The organism is Pseudoblastomonas aquimaris, assembly GCF_035481675.1.
Taxonomy (GTDB): Bacteria; Pseudomonadota; Alphaproteobacteria; order Sphingomonadales; family Sphingomonadaceae; genus Alteriqipengyuania_B.
In genome coordinates, this window is record NZ_JAYJJW010000001.1 from 1,122,023 (window position 1) to 1,140,524 (window position 18,502).

The 18,502-nt window shown below is 65.5% G+C and carries 23 protein-coding genes and 1 tRNA gene; 9 read left to right on the forward strand and 15 right to left on the reverse strand.

Features of this window, described 5'->3' with window-relative positions; translation table 11 throughout:
• Positions 1 to 74 precede the first annotated feature (74 nt).
• Complete coding sequence (gene rarD / locus VCJ71_RS05495; RefSeq protein WP_324639696.1) at positions 75 to 1,025, forward strand: EamA family transporter RarD; 951 nt, start codon at positions 75 to 77, stop codon at positions 1,023 to 1,025.
• On the opposite strand, the gene pyrC is transcribed toward rarD, so the two are convergent.
• Positions 995 to 2,029, reverse strand: a complete 1,035-nt coding sequence (gene pyrC, locus VCJ71_RS05500) for a dihydroorotase (RefSeq protein ID WP_324639697.1) — start codon at positions 2,027 to 2,029, stop codon at positions 995 to 997. The two genes, rarD and pyrC, sit on opposite strands and share 31 nt — an antisense overlap.
• Positions 2,030 to 2,149: 120 nt before the next feature.
• Here pyrC and ygfZ point away from each other — a divergent pair, with 120 nt between their 5' ends.
• Entirely contained in the window at positions 2,150 to 2,887 is a 738-nt protein-coding gene (gene ygfZ / locus VCJ71_RS05505) for a CAF17-like 4Fe-4S cluster assembly/insertion protein YgfZ (RefSeq protein WP_324639698.1), read from the forward strand.
• A 28-nt stretch (positions 2,888 to 2,915) separates the two neighbouring features.
• Here ygfZ and VCJ71_RS05510 read toward each other — a convergent pair whose 3' ends face one another.
• Both VCJ71_RS05510 and VCJ71_RS05515 read right to left on the reverse strand, forming a co-directional pair.
• Positions 2,916 to 3,518, reverse strand: a complete 603-nt coding sequence (locus tag VCJ71_RS05510; protein ID WP_324639699.1) for a hypothetical protein — start codon at positions 3,516 to 3,518, stop codon at positions 2,916 to 2,918.
• A gap of 1 nt (position 3,519) precedes the next feature.
• On the reverse strand, positions 3,520 to 4,113 hold the full coding sequence (locus tag VCJ71_RS05515; protein ID WP_324639700.1) for a TetR/AcrR family transcriptional regulator: 594 nt from the start codon (positions 4,111 to 4,113) through the stop codon (positions 3,520 to 3,522).
• Between the two features lie 52 nt (positions 4,114 to 4,165).
• Between VCJ71_RS05515 and VCJ71_RS05520 the strand changes: the two genes are divergently transcribed.
• The gene (locus VCJ71_RS05520; protein ID WP_324639701.1) at positions 4,166 to 5,101 is read left to right on the forward strand and encodes a metal-dependent hydrolase; all 936 of its coding nucleotides are present in this window, start codon (positions 4,166 to 4,168) and stop codon (positions 5,099 to 5,101) included.
• A 66-nt stretch (positions 5,102 to 5,167) separates the two neighbouring features.
• Here the strand turns inward: VCJ71_RS05520 and VCJ71_RS05525 are convergent, their stop codons facing one another.
• From VCJ71_RS05525 to rplU, 3 genes are all read right to left on the reverse strand, one after another.
• Entirely contained in the window at positions 5,168 to 5,713 is a 546-nt protein-coding gene (locus tag VCJ71_RS05525) for a GNAT family N-acetyltransferase (protein ID WP_324639702.1), read from the reverse strand.
• 211 nt (positions 5,714 to 5,924) lie between these two features.
• Positions 5,925 to 6,194, reverse strand: coding sequence for a 50S ribosomal protein L27 (gene rpmA / locus VCJ71_RS05530; protein ID WP_290135676.1), 270 nt, complete (start codon positions 6,192 to 6,194; stop codon positions 5,925 to 5,927).
• Between the two features lie 26 nt (positions 6,195 to 6,220).
• On the reverse strand, positions 6,221 to 6,742 hold the full coding sequence (gene rplU / locus VCJ71_RS05535; protein WP_324639703.1) for a 50S ribosomal protein L21: 522 nt from the start codon (positions 6,740 to 6,742) through the stop codon (positions 6,221 to 6,223).
• Positions 6,743 to 6,993: 251 nt separating this feature from the next.
• Between rplU and VCJ71_RS05540 the strand changes: the two genes are divergently transcribed.
• The gene (locus VCJ71_RS05540; RefSeq protein WP_324639704.1) at positions 6,994 to 7,491 is read left to right on the forward strand and encodes a hypothetical protein; all 498 of its coding nucleotides are present in this window, start codon (positions 6,994 to 6,996) and stop codon (positions 7,489 to 7,491) included.
• Here the strand turns inward: VCJ71_RS05540 and VCJ71_RS05545 are convergent.
• From VCJ71_RS05545 to VCJ71_RS05570, 6 genes are read right to left on the reverse strand one after another with little or no spacing between them, the layout of a single operon-like run.
• On the reverse strand, positions 7,488 to 7,934 hold the full coding sequence (locus VCJ71_RS05545; protein ID WP_324639705.1) for a molybdenum cofactor biosynthesis protein MoaE: 447 nt from the start codon (positions 7,932 to 7,934) through the stop codon (positions 7,488 to 7,490). The genes VCJ71_RS05540 and VCJ71_RS05545 overlap by 4 nt on opposite strands.
• A gap of 2 nt (positions 7,935 to 7,936) precedes the next feature.
• Positions 7,937 to 8,179, reverse strand: coding sequence for a MoaD/ThiS family protein (locus VCJ71_RS05550; RefSeq protein ID WP_324639706.1), 243 nt, complete (start codon positions 8,177 to 8,179; stop codon positions 7,937 to 7,939).
• Positions 8,179 to 9,177: a GTP 3',8-cyclase MoaA gene (gene moaA / locus VCJ71_RS05555; RefSeq protein WP_324639707.1), complete on the reverse strand. Its 999-nt coding sequence runs from the start codon at positions 9,175 to 9,177 to the stop codon at positions 8,179 to 8,181. The genes VCJ71_RS05550 and moaA overlap by 1 nt, the downstream gene beginning before the upstream one ends.
• A gap of 5 nt (positions 9,178 to 9,182) precedes the next feature.
• Positions 9,183 to 9,521, reverse strand: a complete 339-nt coding sequence (locus VCJ71_RS05560; protein WP_324639708.1) for a Rossmann fold domain-containing protein — start codon at positions 9,519 to 9,521, stop codon at positions 9,183 to 9,185.
• 7 nt (positions 9,522 to 9,528) lie between these two features.
• On the reverse strand, positions 9,529 to 9,912 hold the full coding sequence (locus tag VCJ71_RS05565) for a dihydroneopterin aldolase (RefSeq protein ID WP_324639709.1): 384 nt from the start codon (positions 9,910 to 9,912) through the stop codon (positions 9,529 to 9,531).
• A gap of 11 nt (positions 9,913 to 9,923) precedes the next feature.
• A complete protein-coding gene (locus VCJ71_RS05570) occupies positions 9,924 to 10,658 on the reverse strand; it encodes a TlyA family RNA methyltransferase (protein WP_324639710.1) in 735 nt (244 codons plus the stop codon).
• 90 nt (positions 10,659 to 10,748) lie between these two features.
• Here VCJ71_RS05570 and VCJ71_RS05575 point away from each other — a divergent pair, with 90 nt between their 5' ends.
• Both VCJ71_RS05575 and VCJ71_RS05580 read left to right on the forward strand, forming a co-directional pair.
• A complete protein-coding gene (locus tag VCJ71_RS05575) occupies positions 10,749 to 11,294 on the forward strand; it encodes a hypothetical protein (protein WP_324639711.1) in 546 nt (181 codons plus the stop codon).
• A gap of 451 nt (positions 11,295 to 11,745) precedes the next feature.
• Entirely contained in the window at positions 11,746 to 12,855 is a 1,110-nt protein-coding gene (locus tag VCJ71_RS05580) for a branched-chain amino acid aminotransferase (protein WP_324639712.1), read from the forward strand.
• A 6-nt stretch (positions 12,856 to 12,861) separates the two neighbouring features.
• Here VCJ71_RS05580 and VCJ71_RS05585 read toward each other — a convergent pair whose 3' ends face one another.
• Together VCJ71_RS05585 and VCJ71_RS05590 are read right to left on the reverse strand one after the other, a co-directional pair.
• Entirely contained in the window at positions 12,862 to 13,815 is a 954-nt protein-coding gene (locus VCJ71_RS05585; RefSeq protein WP_324639713.1) for a sensor histidine kinase, read from the reverse strand.
• A 180-nt stretch (positions 13,816 to 13,995) separates the two neighbouring features.
• Positions 13,996 to 15,012, reverse strand: a complete 1,017-nt coding sequence (locus VCJ71_RS05590; RefSeq protein ID WP_324640881.1) for a DNA topoisomerase IB — start codon at positions 15,010 to 15,012, stop codon at positions 13,996 to 13,998.
• A 100-nt stretch (positions 15,013 to 15,112) separates the two neighbouring features.
• Here VCJ71_RS05590 and yghU point away from each other — a divergent pair, with 100 nt between their 5' ends.
• Positions 15,113 to 15,979, forward strand: coding sequence for a glutathione-dependent disulfide-bond oxidoreductase (gene yghU, locus VCJ71_RS05595; protein ID WP_324639714.1), 867 nt, complete (start codon positions 15,113 to 15,115; stop codon positions 15,977 to 15,979).
• 10 nt (positions 15,980 to 15,989) lie between these two features.
• On the opposite strand, the gene argE is transcribed toward yghU, so the two are convergent.
• Positions 15,990 to 17,141: an acetylornithine deacetylase gene (gene argE, locus VCJ71_RS05600; RefSeq protein WP_324639715.1), complete on the reverse strand. Its 1,152-nt coding sequence runs from the start codon at positions 17,139 to 17,141 to the stop codon at positions 15,990 to 15,992.
• 92 nt (positions 17,142 to 17,233) lie between these two features.
• Between argE and VCJ71_RS05605 the strand changes: the two genes are divergently transcribed.
• Positions 17,234 to 17,308: transfer RNA gene (locus tag VCJ71_RS05605), tRNA-Gln, on the forward strand.
• Between the two features lie 122 nt (positions 17,309 to 17,430).
• Entirely contained in the window at positions 17,431 to 18,501 is a 1,071-nt protein-coding gene (gene gmd / locus VCJ71_RS05610; protein ID WP_324639716.1) for a GDP-mannose 4,6-dehydratase, read from the forward strand.
• The last annotated feature ends 1 nt before the right edge of the window (position 18,502 follow it).

Below are 18,502 nucleotides of genomic sequence, written 5' to 3' on the forward strand. Positions count from 1 at the left end.
AGTCGGCGAGGCGTTTTTCAGCCGCGACGAAACGAGCGATTGCACCGCCCGGCAAGCGCTCCTACCGCGATGCGATGGCTGGCCCGCAAACTGGTGACGAGAACCGCAGTGGGCTGCCGCATGCCATTGCGGCCTATGTCCTGTGGGGCCTGATGCCGCTCTATCTCGCACTGGTGAAGACCGTGCCGCCGGTGGAATTCGTCGGCTGGCGGATCCTGTGGACGGTGCCCGTCTGCCTCGCCATCGTCGCGCTGCGCGGTCAGGTGCCACAACTGAAAGCGGCCTTCGGCGATTGGAAGGTGCTGCGCCTGCTGCTTGTCAGCAGCGTCCTGATCGCCATCAACTGGCTGGTTTATGTGTACGCCATCATGGACGGCAAGCTCTACGGCGCCAGCCTGGGCTACTACCTCAACCCGCTGGTCAATATCGCGCTCGGCACGCTGTTTCTTGGCGAGAAACTGAGCTGGCGGCAGTGGCTCGCAGTGGCGCTCGCGGCCAGCGGCGTGGCGATACTGCTGTTCGGCGCGCTCGACACGCTATGGATCACGCTGACGCTGGCGTGCAGCTTTTCGCTCTACGGCCTCGTCCGCAAGACGGCGCCGGTCGGATCGCTGCCGGGGCTAACGATCGAGGCCTCTCTGCTCGCGCTGCCTTCAATGGCGGTGATCGGCTGGTTCGCGACACAGACCGCCGCCGGTTCCGCGATGGGCCAGTCGCTCCAGCTCGACTTGCTGATCGTGGCTGCGGGCGTGGTAACCGGGGTGCCACTGCTGCTGTTCGCCACGGCGGCGCGGCGGCTGCCCTACTCGCTGCTCGGCTTCATCCAGTTCATCGCCCCGACAATGGTGTTCGTGCTGGGGCTCACGGTTTTCGGCGAGGAGCTGCGTCCGTCGCAACTGGCGTGCTTCATCCTGATCTGGCTGGCGATCGCGCTGTTCTGCTTGGACCTGTGGGCCAAGCGCGCGCCTGCGGAGGTCGTCACGCAGCCGGCAGCTCAGCCCGCGAAGGACCAGCCGATCCGCTGACCGGCATGGAATGGCGTGAGCTCGTGCTCGCCGTCCATCCGCTCCGGCACATCGGTGGCCGATTTCGCCAGCGTCACCCTGTCCTCGTTCAGCGGAAGGCCGTAGAAGCGCGGGCCGTTTTCGCTGGCAAAGGCCTCGAAGCGGTCCAGCGCGCCCTCTTCCTCGAACACGGCGATGTAGCTTTCGAGCGCATAGGGCGCGTTGAAAATACCGGCGCAGCCGCAGGCGCTTTCCTTCGCATGGCGCGCGTGGGGCGCGCTATCGGTGCCGAGGAAGGCCTTGGCGCTGCCCCCGGTCGCAAAGGCCCGCAGCGCGAGGCGGTGCTCCTCGCGCTTGGCGACGGGCAGGCAATAGGCGTGCGGATTGATCCCGCCGGCAAAGATCGCGTTGCGGTTGATGTGGAGGTGCTGCGGCGTGATCGTGGCGGCGACGTTCGGCCCCGCCCCTTCCACGAATTGCACCGCATCGCGCGTGGTGATGTGTTCGAACACGACCTTGAGTTCGGGCAAGCGCTCGACCACCGGGGCAAGCACGCGGTCGATGAACACGGCCTCGCGATCGAAGACGTCGATCTCGCCGTCCGTCACCTCGCCGTGGACGCACAGGATCATGCCGATCTCGGCCATCCGTTCCAGCACACCCATGATATTGGCGATGTCGGTCACGCCGCTGGCTGAATTGGTGGTCGCGCCGGCAGGATAGAGCTTGGCAGCGGTCAGCACATCCTCGCCGTGGCCGCGCGCAAGATCGCCTGCGTCGGTCGTATCGGTAAGGTAGGCGGTCATCAGCGGGGTGAAGTCCATGCCTTCCGGCAAGGCCGCCAGGATCCGCTCGCGATAGGCCGCCGCGTCCGCCGTCGTCGTGACCGGCGGGGCGAGGTTCGGCATCACGATCGCCCGGGCAAACTGGCGCGCGGTGTAGGGAAGCACGGCCTCCAGCATGGCCCCGTCGCGCAGGTGGAGATGCCAGTCGTCGGGGCGGCGGATCGTGATCGTCTCGGTCATGCGCGCTCCTCTAGCGCGTCGGGGCGCGGCGGAACAGCCACCGCCTTGTCATTGGCACGTCTCGCTTTGCCAATCCTCTCATTGCTTGTGCAGCGCGCGCTCCCGCCCCATCTATCGGCCATGAATGCAACCCGCCTGTTCGACCGTGCCGTGATCCGCCTTGCCCCCACCGACGACGGCGAGGACGTGGCCGCGTTCCTCCAAGGCCTGCTGACCAACGACGTGACCGGCAAGCTGCCGGCCTACGCGGCGCTGCTGAGCGCGCAGGGCAAGACGATGTTCGACTGCATCGTCTGGCCCGCCGGCGACGGCCTGCTGCTCGATTGCGAGGCCGCCTATGCGGAGGAGTTCGCCAAGCGCCTTTCGCTTTATCGCCTGCGCCGCAAGATCGACATCGCGGTGGACGATGGCGTCGGCGTGCACTGGCAGGCCGAATTAGGCGATGGCGGCGCGCCCGACCCGCGCCTTGCCGCGCTTGGCCAGCGCTGGCTCGCGCCGGTGGCGGAGGAGGACGAGGCCGCCGATGCGGAGTGGACGAAGCACCGCCTGTCGCTCGGCGTTCCGGAAGGCCGCGCCGAGCTCGGCGATATCCTCTGGCTCGAAACCAACGCGGCGGAGCTGAACGGCGTCAGCTTCGAAAAGGGCTGCTATATCGGCCAGGAAAACACCGCGCGCATGAACTGGCGCCAGAAGGTCAATCGCCGCCTGCTGGTCGTCCCGTTCGACAAGTCCGACGAAAAGCGCCGCAAGCACGCGTGGCCGGAACTCAACTACGCCATCGGCCATGTGCGCGTTGCGGATGTAGCAACGGACGCCTGGCCCGATTGGTTGGACGTGGCCAACATCGCTCATAGCTGATGGTACGAACGGCACGAGGGATAATCGCTCAACTCACCGAGAGCGCCTTTTCGTCGACGGCGGTCCAGCTTTCGTCGGTCTCTAGGCGATATAGAAAGATTCCCGAGACACCGGCCATGCTGCCCGCGTCCTCGCTCGCGTAGATGAGGCCCCGACCCGAATTCGCATCGAATGCGGGCATCGCAACCGAAATCACGGTCGCCGACCACTTCTCCTCACGGGTTATCTCCGAGATTTGGCTTTGATCGGTGATTAGTCCGGTACGTGCCAGCCACAAGCCTACGTTCTCACATTCCTTCAAGGGATCAGTGTCCCGAAGCAAAACCGATTGGCGAATTAGCGGCAGGGTTTCGCTATCCGCATAGGATGGGGGCGTATTCGAAAATTCGACCAACTCCTCTCGCGTCGGAATACCGAAGTTCGAGAATTGAACCGCGATTTCGCGATCCTCAAAGCCTGATACGCTTTGAATTTTGCCTACACGTCCAACGATGTGTGCAAGGACCAGGGAACAAGAGGCATCACGGTCCATCGCCATGGCCTCAGGTTTGAGGCAGGCAGAAGCGAGCATGGTCGATGCTAGGCATAAAATCCCGTTAAGTGTTCTGCCCATCACGGAGCGGTAGCGCACCCTAACCTACCACCTCGGCCGCCAGCGATTGTTCCAGCAGGCGCTGGGCGATGTCTCGGGCGCGGCTGTCGGGGAGCTTGAGCGATGCGGCCAGCGGGGCGCCCATCAGCGAGTTGCCGAGCGCCAGCAGCACCACCCCAAGCGTGGCGTCATGGGCAGGCGTGGGCTTGCCGTGTGTAGCCTCGTCGAGGTTCAATTCGTCGACCATGCGGTGGATGGTTTCGACGAAGGGCTCCATCGCGTCTTCTTGCCCCGTCGCCAGCATCCAGCTTACGAGCGCGCCGCCACCTTCCCGGTCGAACGCATCGAAGGCGATGTCGACCACCTCGCGCGGGGAGGCGATCCCGGCGCGCGCAGCGCGAACCGCTTCGGCCACCGAATCGCACACGGTCGCCGTCAGGTGCTCGGCCAGCGCCTTCTGCAGACCGGCAGCCGAACCGAAATGGTGGAGCAGGTTCGCATGGGTCCGCCCGATCCGCGCGCCCACGGCCTTGAGCGTGACCGCCTGCGGCCCCGCCTCGATCAGGATCGCGCGCGCGCTTTCCAGTGCGGTCATGCGGAACTCTTCGGGGCTTAAACGCTTCCTTATTGACATTGATGTAAGTAAGCCCCAATTTGCAATCACTAACAATCACGAGGCAACCGGCATGAACGCCCCGACTGCAATCCCGTTAGACCGCGCCGCCGCAACCGACAAGGACGCGGCCCGCACCGCTACAGGCACTGGCGCCCGCACCACCCCCACTCCCGCCGATCTCGACATCGTGATCCGCGACGAGCGCTTCAATCGCGACAAGAAGGCGAGCCGCTGGTGGGCGGGCGAACCCTTCGGCACGGCTTGGCACAATGCCCTGTCCGCCACTTTCCCACGCGGCGAGGCCTTCTTCATCGAATCGGTGAAGGCTCACCGCGACGGCGCCGATCCGCAGCTGGCGGAGGAAATCCGCGCCTTCATCCGGCAGGAAATCAACCACACGCGCGAACACGTCGCCTTCAACCGTCTGGCCGAGGACCACGGCTACGACATCCAGAAGATCGACCGGCGGGTGAAGGAACTGCTCGACCTGACTAAGGGTCGGCCGCAGATCATCAACCTCGCCGTGACCATGGCGCTGGAACACTACACCGCGATGATGGCGCACGAATTCCTCGCCAACCCGCAGCACTTCGCCGGTGCGGACGAGGAAGTCGCCGCGATGTGGCGCTGGCACGCAGTCGAGGAAATCGAGCACAAGGGCGTCGCCTACGACACCTATCTGCACGCGACGAAGGACTGGCCGGCGTGGCGCAAGTACCGCCTGCGCGCGATCATGATGCTGATCATCACCAACCGCTTCATCGTGAACCGCTGGAAGGATGCCATCGAGCTCCTGGCGCAGGACGGCATCACCGGCTGGAAGGCGCGCTGGGGCCTGTTCAAGTACCTGACCGTGAAGCCCGGCGTGCTGCGGCGGATTTTCCCGGCATGGCTGGCCTATTTCAAGCCCGGCTTCCACCCGTGGGACCACGACGATCGCGAGCTGATCGGCAAGTACGACAGCGAGTTCGCCGACGCCAACCTGACCGCGGTCCCGGCGGAATAAACGCGGTCCGGACATGAAAAAGGGCGGCTCCCGTAGCGGGGGCCGCCCTTTTCTTTTGCGCTTGGCTCAGGCCGCCTGGGGTTCGTCGCCGCTCGCCATCCCCGCCCCGAGCAGTCGCTCGTACTGGCGCACGAGCGATTCCTTGCCCCTCCCGCAGCTGAAGCGCGGCATGACGCGGCCCGTCGGCGTGAAGCCGTTCTTCTCCAGCACCCGGCCGGACGCCGGATTGTCGAGGAAGTGGCCCGCCGTCAGCCGGTCGAGCCCGAGCATGCGCGCGACCTCGATCACGCCGGCCAGCGCTTCGGAGGCATAGCCGCGGCCCCAGTATTCGCGCGCGATCCAGTAACCGACCTCGACCTCGCCCGCGTCCTCGCCCAGCCCGGCACTGCCGATCAACCGCTCGCCCCGCGCCGTGGGCTCGGTGACGATGAAGCTCGGCAGGCTGGGATCCTGGCCGCGCGCGGCGAAGGCCTTCGCATCCTTGGGGCGATAGGGCCAGGGTGCCTTGGCAAGATTTCGCACCACCGTCTCGTCGGCGATGCCGGCAAAGATCGCTTCCCAGTCGTCGGGGAAGACGGGCCGCAGGAACAGGCGCTGCGTACGGTGGAACATCGGTCTTACTCCTTTCGCCCCCGCAAGCCGCACGATCGTGCGCGAATTCTTGCTGGAGCCTGCACACGGCCGCCCGATGGCGGCAGATTGTTGCAAGGGAGCGACACATAGAAAAAGGGAGAGGGGTTGGCCCCGTCTCCCTTGCAGATGCCGGTGTTCGAAAACCCGGCGGGGCCATCCCGGTGGATGACCCCGTTATCGGATCATCCGGTTATTCGGCTGCTTCCGCCATGGCGTCCACGGACACGTAAGTGCGACCAAGTTTGCCCGAGTGGAATCGCACGCGGCCGTCCACGAGCGAGAAGATCGTGTGGTCGCGGCCGAGGCCGACGTTCTGGCCCGGGTACCACTTGGTCCCGCGCTGGCGCACGATGATGTTGCCGCCGACGACATTTTCGCCGCCGAACTTCTTCACGCCGAGGCGCTGACCCGCTGAGTCGCGGCCGTTACGCGAAGAGCCGCCTGCTTTTTTATGTGCCATGTCTCGTTCCTACCGGATCGCTTGGATTACTTCTTGGCAGCCGGCTTCTTGGCCGGTGCCTTCTTGGTTGCGGCTGCCTTCTTCGGTGCCGCAGCCTTCGCCTTGGGAGCTGCCTTCTTCTCGGCTGCATCCTTCTTCGGCGCTGCCTTCTTGGTGTCGGCCTTCTTGGCGTCAGCCTTGGGGGCGTCGTCCTTCTGGACCTTTTCCTTTTGGGCTTCTTCCTTCTTCGGCGCGGCCTTCTTCTTGCTGCCTTCGCCGACCGACGTGATGCGCAGCAGCGTCATCTGCTGGCGGTGGCCCGCCTTGCGGCGATAGTTGTGACGGCGACGCTTCTTGAAAACGACGACCTTCTCGCTCTTCGCCTGGGCGATGATCTCGGCCGAGACGGTCACCTTGGCGGCATCCGCCATGCTGTCGCCTTCGCCGGCCAGCAGGACGTCGCCCAGGGTGATCGTGTCACCGGCTTCGCCGCCGAGTTTCTCGACCGCGATCTTGTCTCCTTCGGCGACGCGATACTGCTTGCCGCCCGTGCGCACTACTGCGAACATGGTTTTCAAATCCGTTTCTAATCGTGTCAGGTCGCCCCGCTCCGATCCGCTGCCCGAACGGGCAACATAGCGCAAGCGACACGCCGGCCACCCGCAAGGGAGGCCGGAAAGAAGGGAGCCGTTAGGCCAAGCCCCGTCTTCTGTCAACGCCGGGCGGGCGGTTTTTTGCCCGCTCCGCACCCCGCGCGCGCCTCTCATGGAGCGCCCGTCCCATATGGTGCGCCGCGCCAAACATGCTAGGGCTGCGGGCGATGCGTATCGTCCTGCCCTTCGCCGCCGCCCTGCCCCTCGCCGCCTGCGCGGGGGCAAGCACCGATTACCCCAGCCTCGCCGTCCGCGATGCAGAGCTCAGGCGCACGGGCGACGTCGATTATTCGAACCCCGCCGCGCCCCTGCGCGCCCTGCCAGCCGACCAGCGCGCCTTGCTGGAAGACCGCCGCGCCGCCGCGCTGGCCGATGCGGCGGCATTTCGCGAATCACTCGGCCGGGCGCAGCGGGCCGTCGCGGCAGCCTCCGGCGCATCGGTCACGTCAGACGCCTGGGCCGCCGCGCAAGTGGCCGTGGCCGACCTGTCGAGCCAGCGCAGCGCCATGGCCGGGCCGCTCGCCGACATCGAACTGCTGTATGTCGAGACCTACGATATCGGCGTCGATGCGAGCGATGTGGAGCGCGCGCGCAACGAGCTGGCCGCGCTGCAAGACGAACAGGATGCCGCCATCGCCGCGCTGCGCAGCCGATTGCGGCGCTAGACCCGCCACCGCTCCAGCGCGGCGTAGTCGTCCGGGCGGGGTTCGATCCAGTGCCAGCCGTCGGCGCGGTGCTCGCGCTTCCAGAACCACGCGGCGCTTTTCATGTGGTCCATCAGGAAATCGACCGTGTCGAAAGCGGCGCGGCGATGATCGGCGGCCGCCGCGACCACCACGATTGCGGTGCCCGGCGTCATCACGCCGACGCGGTGCCACGCGAGAAGGCCGAGCGGCGCGAAGCAGGCCTCTGCCTCTTCCGCCAAGGTTTCCATCTCCGGCAAGGTGAGGGGTTCGTAGTGGGTGAGTTCCAGCGCTTTGACACTGTCGCCCTGCCGGACACGCCCCACGAAACTGGCGAGGCCACCCGCATCCGGGAACGCCTTGGCCAGACCGGCGATGGCGGAGGCCGGCGAGAAGCCGCTGGCGGTCACGCGCACGTCGCGCATGGTCAGCCGCCGCTGACAGGCGGCAGCAGCGCCACTTCGTCACCGTCCTGCGCTAGAAGTGCGGTCTTGTCGGCGAGGACCCTGCCCCGCGCAGCCACTTGGACGCGATCTTCCCGCAGTTGCTCCGCCGTCGAGGGCTCGACCTTGGCGAGCAGGGACTGCCAGTCTAGCGGCGCTTCGAAGTCGCGCGCGGCCGCGCCTTCCCAATCCTGCAACGGGCCGAGGAAGAGGACGCGGACCGCCATCAGCCGCCCGTCACCGACATCGTCCGCGCCTGCGCCGGGGCCTGCCCGCGCGCTGTGATCGCGAAATCGTGCCGTTCGGGCTTCGTGCGCATCGCCGTGTCGAGCGCCGCGTGGATGCGCGCGGGGTCCCCACTTCGCAATGCGGCGCGCAGGTCCACCCGGCCGGCATCGCCCAGGCAGGGATAGAGCTGCCCCGTGGCCGTCACGCGGATGCGGTTGCAACTGCCGCAGAAGTTTTCGCTCAGCGGCGTGATGAAGCCGATGCGTCCGCCTGTCGCGGCGCTGCGCATGTAGCGCGCCGGTCCGGCGGTCCGGTGGCCGATGGCGGAGAGGCCGAACTCCGCCTTCAGTTCCTCCCGCACCGCGGAGAGCGGCAGATACTGGTCGAAGCGGTCCTCGCCCGTTTCGCCCAGCGGCATGATTTCGATAAGCGCGAGGTCGAAGCCCTGCCCGTGGGCCCAGCGAACGATGTCGGGGAGGTCGTGCCGGTTGCCCGACTTCAGCGCGACCGAGTTGATGCGCAGCGAGAGCCCGGCGCGCCTGGCGGCCGCGATGCCATCCAGCACCTGCGACAGGTCCCCGCCGCGCGTCAGCCGGGCGAAACGATCGGCGTCGAGCGTGTCGAGCGAGACATTGACCCGCCGCACGCCCGCCGCCGCGAGTGCCCCTGCATGCTCTGACAGCATTGTGCCGTTGGTCGTCAGCATCAGCTCGTCGAGGCCGCTGCCGACGAGCGCCCCCAGCCGTTCGACCAGATCCATCGCTCCGCGCCGCACGAGCGGTTCGCCCCCGGTAAGCCGGATGCGGCGGATGCCGCGCGCGACGAAATGGGTCGCCAGCAATTCCAGCTCGTCGATGGAGAGCAGGTCCTTGCGCGGAAGGAATTCCATGCGTTCGGGCATGCAATATGTGCAGCGCAGGTTGCAGCGGTCGGTCAGCGACAGGCGCAGGTAGTTGATCCGCCGCGCAAATCCGTCGATCAAGCTGCCCTCGTTCATGCGGCTCAGCCTAACGCAGCTTGCGGCCCGGCGCCATCCACAGCGAAATATTGCCCGGTGATGCCGGGCGCAGATGCGAGCCAGGCCGCGGCCCTTTCCATGGTCGCATCGTTATTCCCGCTAATGGCATTGACCCTGCGCGGCGCGACCTTGCGGGCAAGCGCACCCATCGCAGCGCGCAAATATTGCTCGTGGGTTTTGGGCACAGCGGGCAATTGCACTGTCAAAATATCGAGCACGGACAGCCCGACTTCGATCAGCTTGAGGTGATTGCCGTAGAACAGGGCCGCCGCGTCGAGCGGATCATCCGGCATCTCTTCGATTACGTATCGTCCGGATTCCACGGTAAGATCAGCGCCGCTCGCGGTGCAAGGTCATGCCGATCTTCTCGTCCGCCTCGCTGATCTTCGGCTTCACGATCTTGACCGTCACCGCCTCGATCCGTTCGTCCTGCGCCATCAGCGTGGTGCAGACGTGGTCGGCCACCGATTCGATCAGCTTGAAATGCACATCTTTCGGCAGCGCACTCGACGCCGCCTCGATCAGGTCCATGTAATTCTTGCTGTCGGTAAGCGGTGTGTCGGGCGTGTATGCCGGTTCGGGCCGCATCCGGACAGAGATCGTGAAGACCAGGGGCTGCGCCTCGCCCGTTTCTTCGGAATAGATCCCGGTGAGTACGTCGTGGGTGAAGTCCGCGACTTCAAGCACCAGTGTGTCTTTGCTGAATGCAGTCATCGAAACGGCCCCTAGCGCCTTTGCGCGGCGATGAGAAATTCCACATTGCCTTCCGGCCCGGTGATCGGGCTTTCGACGATGCCGTCGACCTGCCAGCCTGCGCTTTCCAGCCAGTGCCGCACTTCGCCGCACACGCGGTCGTGCAGCGCCGGATCGCGCACCACGCCGCCCTTGCCGACCTCATCGCGACCGACCTCGAATTGCGGCTTGATCAGGGCGACCAGCCGGCACGGCGTGGCCGCAAGCTCCAGCGGGCGCTCCAGCACCTTGGCGAGGCCGATGAAGCTGGCATCGCACACCACCCAGTCGCACGGCCGGTCGATTTGTTCAGCGGTCAGGATCCGCGCGCTCGTCTGTTCCAGCACGGTCACGCGCGCGTCCTGCCGCAGTTTCCACGCGAGCTGGTTCGTGCCGCTGTCGACTGCGAAGACATGCGCCGCCCCGCCCTGCAAAAGAACGTCGGTGAACCCGCCGGTCGAAGAGCCGATGTCCATCGCGACTGCGCCGCGCGGATCGAGGCCGAAATGGGCGATGGCGTGGGCGAGCTTGATGCCGCCGCGGCTGACCCACGGATGGTCGCGCCCGCGCACTTCCAGCGGCGCGTCGACGGCAAGCTGCTGGCCGGGCTTGGCGATCTTCGTCTCGCCGGAAAAGACCAGCCCCGCCATCACCAGCGCCTGCGCACGGGTGCGGCTTTCCACCAGCCCGCGCTCCACCAGCGCCTGATCCACCCTCTGCTTCGCCATGGCAGCGCGATAGCGGCGAGACGCCCCACATGCCAGCCGGGGTTCACATCGCGCGTTGTAACCATGACCCCGAACCTTCATAGGAAGCCCATGCAAATCAAACGCCTCCTCGCCTGTATCCCGCTGATCGCGATCGCCTGCTGTTCCACTCCGCCGGAGCAGCCGCGCCAGCCGCCGGTGACCTACACCCCGATTCCGCGGCCCGCGCCGACGCCCGAAGCGCCCGTGGTGGCCGTCGCGCCGGAGAACTGGATCGACAACCCGCGCACGCCGGGGAACTGGACGTACGGCGCGGTCGGCAACGCCACCGTCGCGACCTATGCGGGCGAGGACGGGACCGTCCGCCTGTCGATCGAATGCGACCTTGCCGCGCGGCAGGTGCGCATTGCGCGGCCGGGCAATGCGCCGTCCGCCTTGGCGATGCAGGTCTTCACCGAAACGGAGAATCGCCAGCTCAGCGCCTCGCCCACGACAGGGTCCGTGCCGCAGCTGGTCGCCGCGCTGTCCCCGCGCGATCCGCTGCTCGATGCGATGGCGTTTTCGCGCGGCCGTTTCGCCATCGAGATCGCCGGCCTTGCGCCGCTGTACCTGCCCAGCTGGATCGAGGTCAGCCGGGTGGTCGAGGATTGCCGCTGAAACGCAAAAGGCCCGCGCATATAGCGCAGGCCGGAAGCGCCGTATTCTGACGGGGAAAAGATATATTTCAAGCCTTGTCTTTGCCGCGCAAACGACTCACATATGCATGTAAGGCCAGCGGTGAACGCGGGTTCTTGGCCCCCGGTGAAACGGTGGGTTTTGGCTCAATAGCGCGAAAGGAGGTGATCCGATGTCTCATGGTTCAGCAGAGGGGTCGGCAAGTTTCCACGCGAGGCATTATCGGTAAGCATTCCTGACCGATAAAGGTTTCGTGGGCGGCACTTCCGGCCGCTGACCATGCGAAAGGTCGCCACCGGCATAGCCGTGGCGGCCTTTCTCATTTTCGGGCCCTGCCAGAAGTCCATGCGCGCCGCTTCTTCGGCCCTTTCCAGGGTCAGCAGCCTTGCCAGCCGCAGCATGGCGAATTAGGCGCGCCGGGCAGGAGATTACCATGGCCGCAGACGGCACCGACAGCACCGATATTCCTTTCGAGCGTATCCCCCATCCCGCGCCCGTACCCGGCGCCACGCGCGACCAGGCGCTAGCCGATCCGGGCTTCGGATCGCTGTTTTCGGACCACATGGTGCAGATCGACTGGACCGAGGGGCGCGGCTGGCACAGCCACCGGGTCGGCCCGCGCGAGCCGATCGCCCTCGACCCCGCCACCAGCGTCCTCCACTACGCGCAGGAAATCTTCGAAGGCATGAAGGCTTACCGGCAGGACAATGGCGACATCGCCCTGTTCCGCCCCGAAGCCAACGCCGCGCGCTTCAACAATTCCGGTGCGCGCCTTGCCATGCCGCCCATTCCGGAAGCCGACTTCCTCGCCGCGGTTCGCGAGCAGGTTTTGGCGGACCGCGATTGGTTTCCAAGCCTTGAAGGCGGCTCGCTCTATTTGCGCCCCTTCATGTTCGCGTCGGAAGCCTTCCTCGGTGTGCGCCCGGCGAAGGAATACAAGTTCCTCGTCATCGCCAGCCCCGTCGGCGGCTATTTCAAGTCCGGTGCGCCGGCGGTCTCGATCTGGGTGAGCGAGGACTATATCCGCGCCGCGCCCGGCGGCACGGGCGATGCGAAATGCGGCGGCAATTACGCTGCCAGCCTCGTGCCGCAGGCGGAGGCTATCGCGAAGGGATACGATCAGGTCGTCTTCCTCGACGCGGTCGAGCGCAAATGGATCGAGGAACTGGGCGGCATGAACCTGTTCTTCGTATTCGACGACGGGCGTATCCTGACCCCGCCGCTGACCGGCACGATCCTGCCCGGCATCACCCGCGACAGCCTCATCACCCTCGCCCGCGAGGAAGGACTGGATGTGGTCGAGGAACGCTACAGCCTGGAGCGGTGGCGCGAGGACGCGCAGAGCGGCAAGCTGCTGGAAACGATGGCTTGCGGCACTGCGGCGGTCGTCACCCCGGTCGGCAAGGTCGGCGGGCGCGACGGCGAATTTACCATCGGCGGCGGCAGCGCCGGGCAGATGACCGCCAAGCTGCGCGAGAAGCTGGTCGGCATCCAGCGCGGCACGATCGAGGATCGCCACGGCTGGGTGACCAAGATCGGCTAGGCCGGATTAGTGAACGGAGGGTTCGGCAGGGCGTGATTTCAGCGCCACTCGTGCCCCGCCTTCCCCGATCTCGATTTCGTGTTCGGCGCCAGCTTGCATCGCGAAGGCGGTGAAGAGATTGCTGCCAAGACCGCTTTTATCGGTCGAGGCTTTCGCTGCGTTGCCCGCCCCGTCGTCGAGGATTTCCAAGGTCCAGCCATCGTCGTCGGACTGCTGAAAGCGCAACTTGACGGAGCCCGCGCGGCCATCGGCAAAAGCATATTTGCCGCAATTCGCCAGGGCTTCGTTGGTGAAGAGGCCGATGGCAACCGCTTTTTCGCGCGGCAGAACCATTCGCGCAATGTCGGTGTCGATCCGCACATTCTCGTGAAGGCTGGCCTTGGCAACGCGCGTCGTCAGGCGAGACAGGTAATCCGCCATATCGATGTCGCTGTCGTCGTCCGGGTCCAGCGTGAGGTTGGAATACGCATCTTTGAAAGTGTGGATGCGGTTGATGGCAAGGTCGAGCGCCGCTTCGATCCCCGGCGTGGTATCTTGCCGTTTCTGGATGGCGAGCAGGCTGGCGACAAGGGCGAAATTGTTCTTCGTCCGGTGCTCCAGATCTGCCATCAGCAGCTTGCGACGCGCGATTTCCAGCTCGGCGCGATCGGCATTGCTGCGCACCGCCCGTCTGAAAGCTTCGGCAAGAATGATCAGGATGGAACAGGCCGCGAAATTGATCGCGACACGGGCCGGGTCGGTCGCCACGACGAAGGTGAAGCTGGAAGTCGCTTCCAGCACGAAATACCACGCCCAGCAGAACGAGACGAGAAGCGCGACCAGCCCGCCACGCCAATGCCCGAACAGTGTGGCAATCAGGACGGTAGGATAGACCAGCGCGAAGGGACCGGCCGCCGGCGCGATGAAATCGACGAGGGTGCGCAAGCCGATCATCGCAAGGGCGCAAGTCAATCCAAACACCAGTTGCGCAGCGATCTTCGACCGCGGCCGGCGAAAGGTCTTTGCAATGTCGAAATGCGCCAGGCGATGCATGGAATGGCTCCATGCCGCGTCCATGCCCGTGGCAGGTCATAATCCGCGACAGGGACTGCCTACCACAGGTTCGTCAAAACCCAGCGTGAATAGCGCGGCCCGCGAATTTCAGGCCGCTGCCAAGATTTCCATTGCGTCGGGCTCGCTTTCCAGGAATTCGAGCAATCCGCGCTCCCATTCGTTGAGGTGCGGCTGGGCGCGCAGCAGGCGCAGCGTCTTGCGCCATTCCTCCTGCCGCCCGATCAACTCGATGACGGCGGGGTGGACGTAGCTCTTGCGGGTGACCGCCGGCGTATTGCCCAGATGCTGCGCGACCTGTTCCAGCACGGCCTTGATCGTCAGCTTCTCGGTCGCTTCACCCAGCAGGCGGAAAGCCATGACGCTGGCGTGCCAGGTGCGGAAATTCTTGGCGCTGAACGGGCCGCCCATGTTGGTGCGCAAATATTCGTTCACGTGGCTGGAATTGACGTCCTGCGGCTGGCCGTCATCGCCCACCCAGGCGAACAGTTCCTGCTCGTTCAAATCCTGCATCAGGCGCACCACCCGCGCGAGCGAGGCGTCGGACAGCTTGATGTCGCGTTCCTTCCCGCCTTTGCCGATGAAGCGCAGGCGCAGCGTCTTTCCGGTGACCTGCGCGTGGCGCTGCTGCAGGGTGGTGGCGCCGTAGCTCTTGTTCGCCTTGGCATATTGAGTGTTGCCGACGCGGATTGCGCCAAGGTCCAGCAGCTTTACTAGCGCAGCCACCGCGCGGTCCCGCGTCAGCTTGGGCTTGCGCATGTCGCTGATCACCTTTTCGCGCAAGGCCGGCAGCGCCTTGCCGAATTCGATGCAGCGGTCGAACTTCTCGCTTTCCCGCCAGGCCCGGAATTCGGGGTGGTAGCGATACTGCTTGCGCCCGCGCGCATCATGGCCGGTGGCCAGGATGTGGCCGTTGCAGTCGATGCAGAACCACGCGCGCTCGTAGGCAGGCGGCAGCGCGATCGCGTTGAGGCGCTTCTTTTCCGCGCTGTCTTTGATCAGCGAACCGTCCGGCATGTAATAGGCCCAGCCCTTCCCCGCGCCCTTGCGGGTGATCCCGGGCTGGGAATCGTCGACATAGACAATCTGTGACGGGGCGGAGGCCATGGCGGGCAAGGAAACGTTTCCGCTGCGAAACGGGTTCCTTATGGAAATGATGCAGGTCGTCGCCAATTGACCCCGTGTCGCATTGCAACAGGAGCCGAACATGGCCGATCCCACCTACACTCCGCCCACGGTCTGGACACACGATGCCGAGAACGGCGGGAAGTTCGCCAATATCAATCGGCCTACCGCCGGCGCGCGGGAGGACAAGGCGCTGCCCGAAGGCGACCATCCCTTCCAGCTCTATTCGCTCGCCACGCCGAACGGGGTAAAGGCCTCGATCATGCTGGAAGAGCTGCTGGAAGCCGGCCACGCTGCGGAATACGACGCCTACACGATAAACATTGGTGACGGGGACCAGTTCACCAGCGGCTTCGTGGGCGTGAACCCCAATTCGAAGATCCCCGCCCTGCTCGACAAGTCGGGCGCAGAGCCTGTGCGCGTTTTCGAAAGCGGCGCGATCCTGCTGCACCTTGCCGAGAAATTCGGGGCCTTCCTGCCGACCGGCAAGGCCCGGACCGAAGTGCTCAGCTGGCTGTTCTGGCAAGTCGGCAGCGCGCCATTCATGGGCGGCGGTTTCGGCCATTTCTACGCCTACGCGCCGGAGAAATACGAATACCCGATCAACCGCTACGCGATGGAAACGAAGCGCCAGTTCGATGTGGTGGACCAGCGGCTGGCGGATAATCGCTATCTCGGCGGCGAGGACTATTCCGTCGCCGACATCGCGACATTCCCGTGGCTCGCGCCCTTCGTCGAAGGCAACATCTACAACGACGCGAACACGTTCCTCTCGATCCACGAGTACGAGAACGTCGCCCGCTGGGTGGCAGAGATCGGCGCGCGTCCGGGCGTGCAGCGGGGCCGCATCGTGACGAAGGTCTGGGGCGACGAGGACACAAGGCTGGCCGAGCGCCACTCCGCTGCCGATTTCGAGGGCAAGCGGCTGGAGCCGAGCAAGCCCGACTAGAGTCCTGACCTCAGGCCAGCGCTTCCGCCAGCCGGTCCATGAACCGCGCCCCGGCTTCCAGCTGGGACAGCGCGATCCATTCGTCCGGCTGGTGCGCCTGCTCGATGGAGCCCGGCCCGCAGATCACGGTGGGGAAGCCGGCCTGCTGGAATTGCCCGCCCTCCGCCGCGTAGGACACCTGCAGCGGCGGCGCGTTCTCGCCCGTCAGCGCGCGGACGAAATCGACCGCATCGTCGCTGCCTTCCGGCGTCATGGCGCAGGTGCCGGAGCGGCGCTCCAGCCGCACGCCGGTGCCCGGGAAGCGCGCCTTCATCTGCGCGTCCATGTCCTCGCACGTCCGGCGAAACGGGGCGAGGATGGCGTCGGCATCTTCGTTCGGCGGGCAGCGCAGGTCGAAGACGAAGCGCGCATGGCCGGCGAGGATGTTGGCGGCCGTCCCGCCTTCCATCTCGCCGATGGTCAGCGTCGCCTGCGGCGGATCGAAGCCATTGCCCGCGTCGGCGCGCCGCTCAATTTCCTCCGCCAGCTCCGCGAGCTGCGCCATGAGCCTGACCGCCACCATGTTGGCCGACAGCCCCTGGTCCAACAGCGAGCTATGCGCCTCGTGGCCGCGCACCGTGACTTCATGGACGGCGATGCCCTTGTGCCCCGTCACCACGCGCATCAGGCTGGGCTCGCCCACGATGGCGCAGCGCGGCGCGGGGATCGTCTTCGCCATTCGCGCGATCATCGCCGGCGCGCCCGCGCAGCCGACCTCCTCGTCATAGCTGATCGCAAGATGCACCGGCCGCGAGGCGGATACGAATTTCGGCACCCATGCCAGCGCCAGCGCGATGAAGCCCTTCATGTCGCTCGTCCCGCGCCCGTAAAGCCTGCCGTCGGCTTCGCGCACGACCCACGGGTCGCTCGTCCAGTCCTGCCCCGCCACCGGGACCACGTCGCTATGGCCCGAAAGGATGACGCCGCCTTCCACCGCAGGCCCGCAGATCGCGAACAGGTTGGCCTTTTCCCCGCTGTCGTCCGGCACCCTTTCCGAAGCGACGCCATGATCGGCCAGGTACTCCTCCACCCACTCGATCAGCGCCAGGTTGCTGCGGTGGGAGGTGGTGTCGAAGGCGACCAGCGTTTCGAGGATGCGGCGGGCGGCGTGCAGGTCGGTCATGCCGCCAGCCTAGCCCGCGAAATGCACCATGGCATCCACAAACATCGGGCCTTCACATCACCGGCAGGGGCGCTATAGGGGCGCTCGCCTGCTGGGGTGTAGCCAAGTGGTAAGGCAGCGGTTTTTGGTATCGCCATTCGCAGGTTCGATCCCTGCCACCCCAGCCAGGCCCTGAACCGACGGTTCCGACGATCTTCCTGACATGTCGATTACGCAAAGGCGGCGGTTGCGGCGCGACTCGTGATGTGGCTACGGCTTTGCGGCACTATTTCAGGAGAGCCGCGTCGCCATGTCCCAGGATCGTAAAGTCGCCCTCATCACCGGTGTCACCGGGCAGGACGGCGCCTATCTGTCGCGGCTGCTGCTGGAGAAAGGCTACGAGGTGCATGGCATCAAGCGCCGGTCCAGCAGCTTCAACACCGACCGGATCGAAGGCATCTATCAGGATCCGCACGAGGACAACCGCCGTTTCCACCTGCATTACGGCGACCTCACCGATGCGACGAATTTGATCCGGATCGTGCAGGAAACCAAGCCGCACGAAATCTATAACCTCGCCGCGCAGAGCCACGTGGCAGTCAGTTTCGAAACGCCGGAATACACGGCCAATGCGGATGCCATCGGCACGCTGCGCCTGCTTGAGGCGATCCGGATTCTCGGCCTGGAGAAGCACAGCCGTTTCTACCAGGCGTCCACCAGCGAGCTTTACGGGCTGGTGCAGGAAGTGCCGCAGCGCGAGACCACGCCGTTCTACCCGCGCAGCCCCTATGGCGCGGCAAAGCTCTATGCCTACTGGATCACGGTCAATTACCGCGAAGCCTATGGCATGCACGCCTCCAACGGCATCCTGTTCAACCACGAAAGCCCCTATCGCGGGGAGACCTTCGTCACCCGCAAGATCACCCGTGGCGCCGCGGCGATCAGCCTCGGCCGGCAGGAGCGGCTGTATCTCGGCAACCTCGACGCCAAGCGCGACTGGGGGCACGCCAAGGAATATGTTCGCGGCATGTGGATGATGATGCAGCAGGACGAGCCTGACGATTTCGTCCTCGCCACCGGCACCACTACCAGCGTGCGCGATTTCGTGAGCTGGGCTTTCGAGGATGCGGGCCTGCCGCTGGAATTCCGCGGCGAGGGCGTGGACGAAAAAGGCTATTGCCGGACCACCGGCAAGGTGCTGGTCGAAGTCGATCCGCGCTATTTCCGTCCGACCGAGGTGGAACTGCTGCTGGGCGATCCCAGCAAGGCGCACCAGAAGCTGGGCTGGCGCCACGAAACCGACGTGCGCGAACTTGCCCGCGAGATGCTGCAGGCCGACTTGCAGGAAATGCAGTCCGCCACGATCAGCCAGGCCGACTGAC